Annotated in this window: 8 protein-coding genes; 7 read left to right on the forward strand and 1 reads right to left on the reverse strand. The window is 61.1% G+C overall.

All coding sequences use genetic code 11. From position 1 onward, the window contains the following. Positions 1-12: 12 nt before the first annotated feature. From PA598K_RS25270 to PA598K_RS25280, 3 genes are all read left to right on the forward strand, one after another. Positions 13-888 carry a carbohydrate ABC transporter permease gene (locus PA598K_RS25270; protein ID WP_128659625.1) on the forward strand — a complete coding sequence of 292 codons (876 nt, stop codon included), beginning with the start codon at positions 13-15 and terminating at the stop codon, positions 886-888. 132 nt (positions 889-1,020) lie between these two features. Continuing rightward, entirely contained in the window at positions 1,021-2,712 is a 1,692-nt protein-coding gene (locus tag PA598K_RS25275) for an extracellular solute-binding protein (protein WP_128659626.1), read from the forward strand. Positions 2,713-2,760: 48 nt separating this feature from the next. After that, positions 2,761-4,995, forward strand: coding sequence for a helix-turn-helix domain-containing protein (locus PA598K_RS25280; protein ID WP_128659627.1), 2,235 nt, complete (start codon positions 2,761-2,763; stop codon positions 4,993-4,995). Positions 4,996-5,316: 321 nt separating this feature from the next. Here the strand turns inward: PA598K_RS25280 and PA598K_RS25285 are convergent, their stop codons facing one another. After that, complete coding sequence (locus PA598K_RS25285) at positions 5,317-5,766, reverse strand: type II toxin-antitoxin system HicB family antitoxin (protein WP_128659628.1); 450 nt, start codon at positions 5,764-5,766, stop codon at positions 5,317-5,319. A 336-nt stretch (positions 5,767-6,102) separates the two neighbouring features. Between PA598K_RS25285 and PA598K_RS25290 the strand changes: the two genes are divergently transcribed. The 4 genes from PA598K_RS25290 to PA598K_RS25305 form a co-directional block, all read left to right on the forward strand. Then, positions 6,103-6,600: a hypothetical protein gene (locus tag PA598K_RS25290; protein WP_128659629.1), complete on the forward strand. Its 498-nt coding sequence runs from the start codon at positions 6,103-6,105 to the stop codon at positions 6,598-6,600. Between the two features lie 204 nt (positions 6,601-6,804). Next, a complete protein-coding gene (locus PA598K_RS25295; protein WP_260405605.1) occupies positions 6,805-6,996 on the forward strand; it encodes a hypothetical protein in 192 nt (63 codons plus the stop codon). Between the two features lie 222 nt (positions 6,997-7,218). Then, positions 7,219-8,226 carry an SGNH/GDSL hydrolase family protein gene (locus PA598K_RS25300; protein WP_185602217.1) on the forward strand — a complete coding sequence of 336 codons (1,008 nt, stop codon included), beginning with the start codon at positions 7,219-7,221 and terminating at the stop codon, positions 8,224-8,226. 37 nt (positions 8,227-8,263) lie between these two features. Further along, positions 8,264-12,838, forward strand: a 4,575-nt coding sequence (locus tag PA598K_RS25305) for an Ig-like domain-containing protein (protein WP_185602218.1), incomplete at its 3' end; no start/stop codon positions are given.

Below are 12,838 nucleotides of genomic sequence, written 5' to 3' on the forward strand. Positions count from 1 at the left end.
AGTCTGACAACGATGCAAATCTCCCGTGGCGAACGATGGTTCTACCGCTTCAACTCGATCCTGCTGACGCTGGCGGCGCTCACCTGTCTGCTGCCGCTGCTCAACATTCTGGCGATGTCGCTCAGCGGCAGCCGGGCTGTCATGTCGGGCGAGGTCGGCATTTGGCCGATCGAGTTCACCCTCAAGTCGTATGAGGCGCTAATCGGCGGCAGCCCGATCTTCCAGGCGTTCCGCAACAGCGTCATCCTGACCGTAGCGGGCGTCGCGCTCTGCATGCTGTTTACGCTGCTGGCGGCCTATCCGCTCTCCCGTAGAGCCTTCTATCTGAAGAAGCCGATCACGCTCGCGATCGTCTTCACGATGCTGTTCACCGGCGGGATCATCCCGCACTATCTGCTCATCGACTGGCTCGGTCTGGTGAATACCTATTGGGCGCTCTGGCTGCCCGCGCTCGTCAGTCCGTTCAACATGCTGATTATGAAAAACTACTTCGAGCATCTGCCGGAGGAGATGGAGGAAGCGGCGCGCATCGACGGCTGCGGCGAATGGGCGTTTATCGTCAAGGTGGTGCTGCCGCTGTCGCTGCCAATGCTGGCGACGATCGCTTTGTTCTACGGCGTCAACTTCTGGAATTCGTTTTTTCAGGTGCTCATCTATATCAACGACACGCAAAAGTACAACCTGACCGTGCTCGTCCAACAGATGGTGCGCAGTACCTCGGTGCTGCTGGAGTTCACAAGCGTGTCCCCGGAGGAGATGAACCAGTTTCCGCCGGAGGGCGTCAAGTCGGCCGGGGTCATGGTGCTCTTGCTGCCGATGCTGATCGTCTACCCCTTCATCCAGAAGTACTTCGTCAAAGGCGTCATGATCGGCGCGATCAAAGGGTAGCGCCAGACGTGTCGGGATCAGCGCTCCACCGCAGCCGGGCGATCGTTAAAGGGGGGATGTCCGGGCAGCGATCCGGTTTTGTCGTGAAGTTTGTTCAGGGGTGTTGTACACTAAAGATGATGGAGGATGACTATGACTACAAGACAATGGAAATCCGGCTGGACACTGCTGCTCATCGGTATGCTGGCCTGCGCGCTGCTGGCCGCCTGCTCGTCCAATGGGGAGACGAAGGAGCCGTCTGCGCCATCTGCCGGCACACAGACGCCAGACGCCGGCGCAGCAGAGCAGCCGCAGGAGCGGGGCAGCATCACCGTATCGGTCTATGACCGCGGTACGGTGCCGGCCGAGGAAGGCACGATGGACAATAACCGCTGGACCAAGTGGATCAACGACAACGGTCCGGTCGATGTCAGCTTCGTCAGCGTGCCGCGCTGGGAGTCGCAGCAGAAGTTCAACGTTATGTTCGCATCCAAGTCCGCGCCAGACTTAATCATGGAATACGATACCGCCTACCGCAATCAACTGTATAATCAGCAGCTGATCCAGCCGATCGACGAACTGGTCGACAGCAGCACGCACTACAAGGCGTTGCTGGAGAAGTACCCGGCGCTGCGCAAGGTAGGTACCAAGGACGATGGCAAGCTGTACGAATTCGCCCGCGTGATCGGGCTGCAGCCCAACCATGCGCTGTTCATCCGCGCCGACTGGCTGGAAGCGCTTAAGCTTGAGGCGCCGACGACGACGGAGGAGCTCTTCGAGGTCGCCAAGGCGTTCAAGGAGCAGGATCCGGACGGCAACGGCCAGGACGATACGTACGGGATGGCGCTCAGCTACATCAGCGGCATGATCGTCGACTATATGCATGGCAGTGTATTCACCGTCTTCGAGAAGCAGCCGTGGTATCCGAATGCCGACGGCGAGCTGGTTCACGACTGGGATCGCGTCAAGGCGGCCTTCGACTACAAAAAGCGGCTGTTCGACGCCGGTCTGGTCGACCGCGACTTCCTCACCGACAGCAAGGGCGAGAAGGCCAAGCAGGACTTCATCAACGGCAAGCTCGGCATCTGGGGCGCGCCGATCGGCGACTTCGCCGCCTACGAGACGCTCAAGCAAAATAACCCCGATGCGAAAATCCAGGTGCTCGCGCTGCCGAAGAGCGAATACGGTCAGTTCAGCCCCGTGCTCTACAACCCGGTGCAGTCCGTCGGCGTCGTTAACGTGCTCGCCGAAAATCCGCAGGCGGTCATGGACTATGTCGACTTCATGGTGAGCCCGGATACCAAAAAGGTGTTCGACTACGGCATCGAGGGCGAGCATCATACGATCGAAAACGGCTGTCCGAAGCTGATCGAGACGGACGAGGTGAAGGCGCAGCTCAGCTACAAGGCGGACCTGATGATGCTGTTCTCCACCGACTTCGACAATACCTGCTCCGACTGGTGGAACTACAATGAATCCAACGCTACGCCGTTGCAGCTGGAGTACAAGGAAATCCGCTACGATGCGGTCGAGGCCTACGTCAGCGAGGACCGACCGAATCCAGCCATCACCTCCAGCGAGCATATGCCGCTCATCCCGGAGGATCTGCAGATCAATCAGCAGAACGGCTTCAAGGCGGTCGAAGATATCCTGACGCGGGCGCTCATCGGCGGCACCGGCTACACCGTCGATCAAGCGATCGTCGACGCTCAGGCAGCCTGGACCAAGTCGAACGGCGAGAAGATCGACCAATGGTACGCGGACTGGTATAGAGACAACAAGGAGACGGCCTTCCTGATGGAGGACATGTACGAGCTCGCAAGCGACGTCTTCTTCCGGCCGTAACGCTACACACTACAGTACACTACACTTCGACAGAGCAGGGGGAGCAGCATGAGGAATAAAGGCAAATGGATTCAGCGCATGATGTTTTCCTACCTCCCCCTGTTTTTTATTATGATCTCGATCCTGGTGTTCATCTTCTTCCTGTCGGTGAACAACATCGCCGAGCAGGAAAACAAGCGGGCCAACGAGCAGTTCGCGCTGCAGTCGCTGCAGCTGCTGGACAATGAGATGTATGCGCTCAATCAGCGATTCCTCGATGAGATTTATTTCTCGCCGGAGACGCAGCTGTTCTTCAATGCCTTCTACGCGGAGGACATCTCGCTCAACTATGCCTTGATCCAGAAGTTGCAAAGCTTCGTGCGCTCGACCTCGCTCGTCGACTCGGTCTATCTGTATCGCGCCACCGACGGCAATGTGCTCTCCGATGCGGTCATGATCGAAGCCCAGCTGTATCCCGACATCGCGTTCGTGGAGCAAGGCGAGCCGGAGGTGGCCTGGTCGGGCTACCGGATGTTCCAGGACTTCGCCGATACCAACAGCCGCGCCGTCGTCTCCTCCAAAAAGCCGTACCCGCTAACCGGCGCGGCGCGCGGCACGCTGGTGCTTAATATTAACCTCGGCGCGCTCCAGCAGCGATTCGCGGAGATCGGCAGAGTCGATCTCAGCTTCGCCTATGTGCAAGATGCGGAGGGCCGCTGGCTGCTTGGCAATCTGACGCCGCAGGCCGCGGAGTCGCTAAGCCCGGATGTCGCCCTGCCCTCGGGCATCACCGGCTGGACGCTCTATTCCGGGCTCAACGAGCATTATCTGTTCGGAACGCTCCAGTTGATCTCGCGGATCTGGATCGTCGCCGGTCTAGCGATCATCCTCGTCGGCTTCGCTTGGCTGATCTATCTGATCCGGCGCAGCTACCGTCCGGTGGAGGCGCTGGCCAGCCAGATCGAGAGCTATTCGCTGCGCAAGTCGATGGAGCTGCGGGGCAACTACGACGAGTTCAAATTTATCGAGCAGGCGCTGCACGGCTTGCTCGAGGAAGCGCAGACCCATCATCTGCAGCTGGCCGAGAGTATGACCTACAAGGAGAAGTATCTGTTCGACGAGTTGCTCGAGGGCTCGCCGTCCCTGACGGCCGAGGAGCTGGCGTCGATCCTCGCGGGCAAGGGCTTCGACCCGGCCTCACAGGGCTGGCGCTTCCTGCTCGTCGAGATGGACCACTTCCGCAGCTTCGAGGCCGAGTACAGTCGCCAGGATCAGCTGCTGCTGAAGTTCGCCCTGACCAGCGTCCTCAAGGAGCTGGCCGATCAGCACGGGCTGCCGCTCTGGGCGGAGTGGGTGGCGGATAATCAGGTGGCGGCGCTCATCGGGATGGAGGCGGACGAGGAGGGGCGGGAGAGGCAGGAGCGGGAGACGCTCCAGACGTTCTATGAGGCGTGTCTGCGCTGGGTGCAGGCGCATCTGTCCTTCACGGTGACGATCGCCGAGGGCGCGCGAGCGGAGCGGATCGAGGAGGTCTATCTCTCCTATGACAGCGCGCGCGACATCATCCGCTTCAAGCCGACGATCGGCAGCAACCAATGGCTCGACGCGACGCGGGTGAAGCGGATGACGGGCGTCGGCTACTATCAGCTGTTCCCCGAGGTGCATGCGCTGACTGAGTCGTTCCGCACGGGCAAGGCGAGCTGGCGCGAGGGGCTGGCGGCGATCGGCGACAGCATCCGCGAGCATCAGCTGAGCCGCAAGGATATCGTCCATCTGTTCGAGTACCTGCTGCACAAGCTGAGCAGCGAGCTGCAGGACATCGCCGAGGCCAAGGGCCAGTACTGGAGCGAGCGGGAGTCGGCGACCATGCAGGAGGCGATCGACACATTCGATACGGTGGAGGAGCTCGTGCAGACGACGAGCGGGGTGCTGGGCGAGGTGTTCGCCCGGATGCTAGAGTGGCGCGAGCAGCACGGCAATGCCGCTCTGATCGCCCAGGCCGAGGCGTATATCGCGCAGCATTACGGCGATGACGCGCTGTCGCTCAATGGCATCAGCGACGTCTTCGGCATGCACCCGACCAGCTTCAGCCGCGCCTTCAAACAGGCGACCGGCGAGAAGTTCGTCGATTATGTGACGCGCATCCGCATCGAGCAGGCCAAGCGGGCGCTAACCGCCAGCGATACGTCGATCCAGGAGATCGGACAGTCGGTCGGTTATGTGCATGCCGTCTCCTTTAATCGCGCCTTCAAAAAGGCCGTCGGCCTCACCCCGGGCGACTACCGCCGGCAGGCGCGGGAGTAGGGGAGTATGGGGGTGACATTCCAAATAAAGTTGAAAAGCCGTTTCCACAAGCGATGCCGCCTGCGGGGACGGCTATTTTTGCTATCGTCATAACTCTAAACGCTTGCCACAGCACTTATTTCCCGTTTTTTGCGTACGTAGACGGCCTTACGCTCGCCACGGCACTTATTTGTGAAAAAACGCCTGTTTCAGAGCCGTTTTGCTGAAATAAGCTCGCTGGCGAGCGTTAGCCTGCGAGACCCTGCATTTGAAGGGAAATACGGTCGAGGGCGAGCGTTAGAATCAAACATGGCCTAACGGCCACCACCCCGCCCCCCGCTTTCAAAGGGCATTTTTCTCCGCCTCAAGCCGTTCCCGGAGGGAATATTGCAGCTTCTCTCGAATCGCAGCCTGCAAGGTTTGCGAGAAGTTCAGTCCTAATGCTTCGGCTTCGACATTCATCCAGTGCGGCAGCGTAACCGTCTTCCGAACGTAGCGATTCTGAATCTCTCTGCTGATTAAAGCTGTGTTTGTCGTTACCAGGCTGATGAACGTCCCGTCAGCTGCGTCGTCGTGGATGAGATGGTTTGATGGGATAGAGGGCGCTGGGATCGGATCGCCGTCTTTCTCTGATCCGTACAGATGCAACCCCATAGCCTCTTGGGCCATCGCCAGCGCTTCGGCTGGTGTATCGCCCTCAGTGATACAGCCTGGCAAGTCGGGGAATGTCACCGTGAGCACGCCGTTTTCGTTGGGCTCGAATACAGCAGGATATACGTAAATCTTTGCCATGATTATAGTAACCTCCTTGGCTGAGGCTCCTTATCGGAGCCTGGTCTGCTAGAGTATAACACGCATCTTCGATGCGTGTCGAACGCGAGTGTGCATTAGAGATACGTCCTGAGAGGCGGGAATAGTGGCGTTGAAACCGGCCGGAACTCTTTCGAGCGGAAAAAAATTGAGAAATTGTAGAGGTCGAGCCTATACATTGTTGTGGGAGGTTTGGCGGGAACTGGCTGCGCACCTATGTGAACGGTCAGTTCTCTGGAGAAAGGGGGTATGACGGAGCCTGCTTGATGAATACAACAATATTGGAGGTTATATCATCGTGAACAAGTACGACTATTTATGGAAAAAACCGCTGAGCGTCGCGCTGGCGAGCTGCAAGTCGAGGGACTGACTGCGGCCACGCTGCAACGGCTCGCCGATCAGGGAGCTGCGCTGGAGATCGGCCATCCGCTGGCGATCTATCCGGTACCGGCAGGTCATCTGGACCTGAGCGGCGTATCCGGCCTCCTGGGTCAAGCCGAAGCGAAGGATATCCAGGTGAACATCGAGATTGCTCGCGCATCCGAGGCGCTGATCGCCAGCAGCTGCGCCCGTGCGACAGAGGCGGGATATGAGATGCTGGTCGATCCGGTAGCCCTCGACCTAACCTTCGGCCATGACGGCCAGACGGTCCGCTCGGAGCTGCTGAGCGGCTACGCCGCCAAGTACATCGCCTTGCCTGAGGGCATCGATCCGAAAGGGCCAAGGGCTCAGCCTGATCGACCCCAAAGCGGGGATGACGCGCGCCGAGGTGACGGCGCTCATCTCGAGCTTGCTCAAGACGACAAAGCTGATTGACAACAACTAGATAACTGTAGCATTGGATGCCAGCTCCGACATTGCCTGAGGCGATGTTGGGGCTGGTTTTTTTCCTATACACATGTTCACGGGTGAGTTCCTTTATGCGTTGTTTAGGAAGGTGGAACATCGTATATTATAGATAGGCATTGGGAACCTGGCTTGCAGCAGCTTATCCAAAACGTGAAAGGAGATGCATTGTTCATGGGACTGGAAAAAATCTTGGATGATATTGAACGGAGAGGGCAAAACAAAGGTGAGCAAATTGGTGAGCTGAAAGGTAAGGAAGATGTGGCTAAACAATTAATTCGAATGGGGATGGATTCATCCTCGATTGCCCTAGCTACCGGATTTTCGGTTCAAACCATTGAAGATTGGCGCAAGGAGGCCTACTAAGCCCGTTCCGTTGGAGCGGGTTTTCTTTTTTCCCAGCACGCCAGTAAAGACGCTCCCTGTCAAGAATCGTCTATTGACGCCGCAACCCTCGCAGCCGCGCGGGAATCGGTGGAGAGAAAGGATGGTTAATCGTGGATTAATGTCTATGTCGCAGCTGGACCCGGTGTGGTAAGGTTAGCGGCAGGGTCAGAGATGAAAGCGTTAACAAAGGAAGGGTGAATGATGAAGGACAAATCAATCCAGTATCACAATGTTGTCGAGCTGGAGCCGCATCCCCACGGTGCGCTGCTCCGGCGCTATCCCCGTCAGGTCAGAGAGGTTCTCAGTCCGCGCGGGCGCATGATGTCCGAGGAAGCGACCGGCTGCGAGCTGCGGTTCGTGACGGAGGCCCCGCATGTCCGGGTGAGCGTCGGCATCCCGGAGCAGGACGGGATGATCCGCGTCTACCTCGGCGGTCTGCTCCACTCCGAGCATCGCTTGCAGGCGGGCGTCGTCCGGACCTTGACGCTGGAGGCGCCAACGGCCCGCCTGGCGAAGGTCGACCGGCGTCATCTGCTGGCGTCGGGCTTCGCGCCGGAGGTGTGGCGGATCTGCTGGGGGCGGTCGACGGCGCTATTCGGCGGACTGCATACGTTCGGTTATCCGGTGAGGCCGCCGACGGCGGCAGAGCTGCCGGATCGACGGTGGCTGGCCTACGGCTCCTCGATCACGCACGGCCCCGATCATAGCCAGCTCTCCTACATCCATCAGGCTGCGCGCCGGCTCGAACTGGATGCGATGAACACCGGCCTCGGCGGCTCCTGTCTGATCGAGCCGGAGGTGGCGGACTGGCTCGCAGGCCGAGACGACTGGGAGCTCGCGAGCTTCGAGCTGGGGGTCAATATGCGGGACAGCTACACCGAGGACGTGTTCCGCGCACGCGCGGGATACTTGCTGGAGCAGGTCATCCGGCGGCACCCCGACAAGCCGCTGTTCCTGCTGACGATCTATCCGAACTTCGCGACGTATGCCGACGATGAGACGACGGTCAAGGATCAACGCTTCAACCTTGTACTCCGCGAACTGGCCGAGACGCTGCGGCACCCTCATCTGCATCTGATCGAAGGGGAGCGGGTCCTCGCCGATCTGAGCGGCTTGACCTGCGATCTGATCCACCCGGCCGACTACGGCCATATCCGGATGGGCGAAGCGCTGGCGGAGGCGATGGGCGGTTATCTGTCAGACGAGTAGTCGGCGTCACCATACCAAGAGAGGCGGGATACATCGGATGAATATGCATCGTATACTGCGGACACCGGGCTTGAGCGCGCTGCTGACGCTCACCCTCTGGATCGGTTTGCTTGGACCGGCGATTAGCGGCCATGCCAGGGCGGAGGACGAAGCGATCCCGGTCATGTCAGCCGATGAGGCGGGCATGGTGGGTCCTGATCACGGAGCAGTCGCGAGCGAACTAGCAGGCGAGGCATTCATGGCCGAGCCCGCCGAGGAAGCTGTTATCGCCGGGCCGACAGACGACCAGTCGCCCGGATCGTTGGCCATCCAGGCGAGAGAGGGGGCGCAGGCGGCAGGCGATGTCCTCGCCGAGACGTATGACGATGCTGCGGTCGGCTCGCCGCCGCCTGGCTGGACCTTGCCGTCCAAGCCTGCGCCGATCGCGCCTGTGCCCAGCCCGTTCGTCCTGGAGGCGACGGTCGCGGCGGTGCCGGGCGAGCCGGACAATCAGGCGCTGCGATTCGTCAAAAACGGCAAAACCGCGGCCTCCTATACGATCACGCGTCCGGTTAGCGCTGCGTCGACGAAGACGCTGATCGCGTATCGCGTGCGGGCGGAGCAGACCGACGCGGTGGTCTATCTGCCGTCCTTCAAATATGGGGCGCAGATCAAGTTTGCGCTGAACGGCGGCCAGTTCACCTACATGAAGGAGGGCGCCTCCGCTTGGACGAACATTCAGCCCTATGCAAGCGGGCAATGGTACGAGGTGCGGATCATGCTTGACGCCGACGCAGGCGAGTACGACCTGTACATCGACGGCCAGTTGAAGCTCTCTCGCGAGCCGGGCGGCGAGGGCGGGCCGCTGACCTCCTTTTACCTGGGCATGTACAAGGACAGCGTCGGCACAGCCTACTTCGACGATTTCCACATCTATTCGTACAAGCCGGCGACGGGCGCGACGTTCGCCAAGACGGCCTACGAGGTGACCAAGAATCGCGAGCTGCAGCTATCGCTCGTCTTCGAGCCGACGGATGCGACGGTGCAGAGCGCGGCGTGGACCTCGAGCGACTCTGAGGTGGCCACGGTGTCGGCGAGCGGCATCGTGACGGGACGCAAGCCGGGCATAGCGACGATCACGGCAGTGCCGCTGGAGCCGATCGGCACGGCAACGACAACGGTGCAGGTGATCGAGATTCCGGTAACGGGGATCGAGCTGGAGGCTATCGCCAGACCGCTCCCCGCAGGCTCGACGGTATATCTGCAAGCGACCGTCTATCCCGAGCAGTCGACGGAGGAGACGCTCCTCTGGGGCAGCGAGCATCCCGAGGTCGCGACGGTCGACAGCTACGGAGAGCTGACGGCGGTCGGCGCGGGTACGGCGACGGTGTATGCGACCAACGTCGACGGGTCCGTCCGCGATGAGCTCGAGGTGACGGTGACGACGCGTGGCGTCCAGCAGCAGCTGTATGTGTCGCCGGAGGGCGACGATCAAGGCTCGGGTACAGAGAGCGACCCGTATCGGTCGATCGCACGTGCCCAGGCCGAGGTTCGCGCTCGTAATGCCGACATGACCGGCGATCTGATCGTCAATCTGCGCGGCGGCGTCTACGAGCTGGACGAAGCGCTCGCTTGGGGGCCGGAGGACTCCGGCACCAATGGCTACTTTGTCATCTACCGGAGCTACCCCGGCGAGAGGGCGGTCATCAGCGGCGGCCAGCGGATCGAGGGCTGGCAGATACATGATGCGGAGCGGGGCATTTACAAGGCAGAGGTAGGCGAGCTGGCTACCCGGCAGTTGTTCGTGGACGGGATCCGTGCCGTGCGCGCCCGCAGCGTCGGCGGCCTGTCGATGCCGACCAAGACGGCTACCGGCTATACGTCTGACGATACGGCGATGGCGTCATGGGCGGAGCCCGGCGAGCTGGAGTTCGTCTATCATGAGCAATGGACCAACTCCCGAGCCGGCGTACAGGCGATCGATCTGGCGGACGGACAGGCGCAATTCACGATGAAGGAGCCCGCCTGGCATGCGGTCACGAACAAGGGGATGACCTCCGCCTCGGTGCCGGTCTATTACGAAAATGCCTACGAGCTGCTCGATGAAGCGGGCGAGTGGTACTACTCGCCTGCCGCCGGAGAGCTATATTACAAGCCGCGTCCGTGGGAGGACCTAGCGACGGCCGAGGTGATCGCGCCCGTCCTGGAGGAGCTGGCGGTCATCCGCGGCGTTTCCGCCGACGAGCCTGTGCGCAACGTCATTTTTGACGGACTGGCCTTCCGTTATACGACTTGGATGCGTCCGAGCACGGACGCCGGTCATGCCGATGCCCAGAACAATCATTTGCGTTACCCGGGCACCCCGGACCAGCTGCCGGATGCGGCGATACGCGTCGAGCTGGCGAACTCCGTGTCCTTTGTTAACAACGAATTCGCCAAGCTGGGGGTGACGGCGATCCGGATGGAGAACGGCGTGCAGAACAGCCGCATCGAGGGCAACCGGTTCTACGACCTGTCCGGCAGCGCCCTCAACATCGGCTCGCCGGACTCCAACGACCGCAACGTCTTCCACCCGGCGGATCCGCGGTTGATCATGAAAAATAACGATGTGCTGAACAACGTCATCCATGATATCGGGGTCGACTACAAGTCGTCTGCGGCGGTCTCTGCCGGCTACCCGGTCGATATGGACATCAGCCACAACGAGATGTTCTCGCTGCCGTACAGCGGCACCCATACCGGCTACGGCTGGGCCAAGGACTTCGACCCGGTCACGCGGAATATGAGCATCAGCAACAATCTGATCTACGATCTGATGGGCCAGGGGCTCTACGACGGCGGCGCCGTCTATAGTCTGGGTACGACCGGAGGCACGGCCGAGGACAAAAACCGCGTCACCGGCAACTATATCCGCAACCAGATGGATATCGGAGCGCCGCTCTACACCGACGAAGGATCGGCGTACTGGCGGTTCGAGCATAACGTCATCGATCTGATCGACTCCGGGGAGTGGCATTCGTCCAAGCGGTGGGCGCAGATCTGGGCGCCGACGATCCACGATGTGGACTTCGTCAACAACTATACGACGGAGCCGCATGCGATCAGCAACGGCTACGACAACCTCTTCGACAACAATCAGGTATACCCCGAGGGCGATTGGCCCGAGGAGGCGCTCGATATCATCGCTGCTGCAGGGGTGAGGCCGGGCTACGACCCGATCGCGGACACTCTCGTCCGGCGCTGGCGCATCGAGTCGCTAGCACTTGGCGAGGGCGAGACGGCGCAGGTGGCGCTGCATGCCACCGACGGCAAGGACCGGCCGATGAGTCTGGCGACGAGCGCGATCACCTATGTGTCGGATGCGCCCGAGGTAGCGGTGGTCGATGCGGAGGGCCAGGTCACCGGCGTCGCTGTCGGTCAGGCGAGGCTCACCGTATATATCGTCAATGGCGGCATGCTGCGCACGCTCCACACGGACGTATATGTCGGCGACGCCCTGACCGAGGTGAGGCTGGCGGGCACGGCCGGGCAGGCGATCTTCCTGCAGGAGGGTCGGGAGCAGCGCTGGCCAGCGCTCGGCTATACGGCCTTCGGCAATGAGACGGAGCTGGATGATGTCCGCTACGTCTCCAGTCGCCCGGATGTAGCGACCGTCGCGGCCGACGGCACAGTCCATGCGATCGCGGCAGGCGATACGGTGCTGACGCTGACGGGAGGCTACCAAGGGGAGGAAGTGACCTCGAGGTATCTGTTGCGGGTGATCGGACCGGATAAGCTGCATGACTATGCGCTGACGCGCGAGACGTCAGGGGAGGCAGGCTGGTACGTCAGTCCGACGACGCTGGGCAATGTCCAGACCGGCGAGGGCAGCGTGACGATCTCGACGCCGAGCGGCGGCCATGCTGTCTATCAGGGGCGGCAGTATAGCGGCGAACTGCTGGACTTCGACCTGCAGATTAATGGCGCGGGCGGCTGGTATGCGCTCATGCTGGGCAAGCAAAGTCCGACGGCAGGTTATGTGAACGACGACAACTACATCGTCGTCGTCTCAGCGAGCGCGATCGAGCTGCACCGGTACAATGACGGCCAGCGAACGGTCATCTATGGCAATCTGGCCGGCTACGAGAGCCAGGGCGGCGACGCCATCCCGAACACGATGCTCCCGTACAACTCGCGGCATCGGGTGCAGTTGGGAACGACGCTGCACGAGGATGGCGTGCGGATCGTCCTCAAGGTCGACGGCGAGACGGTGATCGATTATGTCGATGCGGATGAGCTGGCGCTGGACGCTCCCGGCTATCTGGGACTGATCTCCCGGACCGGCAGCATCACGCTGCGGCGTCCCGAGGCGGAGCCTCGCCTGGCAGGACTGGCGATCGCCGAGCTCGGCTCGGTGCCGAGCGGAGCGTCACGCGAGCTCGACGTGCACGGACTCTACGATCACGGCGGTCCGGCATCGCTCGACCCTTCGCAGCTGACGCTGACCAGCAGCGATCCGGCGGTGGCCTCGATTGACTCCGCTGACGTCTTGTATGCACATGAGCCGGGCACGGCCTTGCTCGGCGCGGCCTATGGGGAGCTGTCGGCTAGCTATCCCTTGACCGTGGTCGCAGCTGGGGGCGGCGACGGCGGG

The organism is Paenibacillus sp. 598K, assembly GCF_003851045.1.
Taxonomy (GTDB): Bacteria; Bacillota; Bacilli; order Paenibacillales; family Paenibacillaceae; genus Paenibacillus_D.

What these genes read in the sequence shown, in the direction of transcription:
- PA598K_RS25270 (WP_128659625.1), top strand. Translation starts at nt 13, where the DNA reads ATGCAAATCTCCCGTGGCGAACGATGGTTCTACCGCTTCAACTCGATC.
- PA598K_RS25290 (WP_128659629.1), top strand. Translation starts at nt 6,103, where the DNA reads ATGGAAAAAACCGCTGAGCGTCGCGCTGGCGAGCTGCAAGTCGAGGGA.
- PA598K_RS25300 (WP_185602217.1), top strand. Translation starts at nt 7,219, where the DNA reads ATGAAGGACAAATCAATCCAGTATCACAATGTTGTCGAGCTGGAGCCG.
- PA598K_RS25295 (WP_260405605.1), top strand. Translation starts at nt 6,805, where the DNA reads ATGGGACTGGAAAAAATCTTGGATGATATTGAACGGAGAGGGCAAAAC.
- PA598K_RS25285 (WP_128659628.1), bottom strand. Translation starts at nt 5,766, where the DNA reads ATGGCAAAGATTTACGTATATCCTGCTGTATTCGAGCCCAACGAAAAC.
- PA598K_RS25280 (WP_128659627.1), top strand. Translation starts at nt 2,761, where the DNA reads ATGAGGAATAAAGGCAAATGGATTCAGCGCATGATGTTTTCCTACCTC.
- PA598K_RS25275 (WP_128659626.1), top strand. Translation starts at nt 1,021, where the DNA reads ATGACTACAAGACAATGGAAATCCGGCTGGACACTGCTGCTCATCGGT.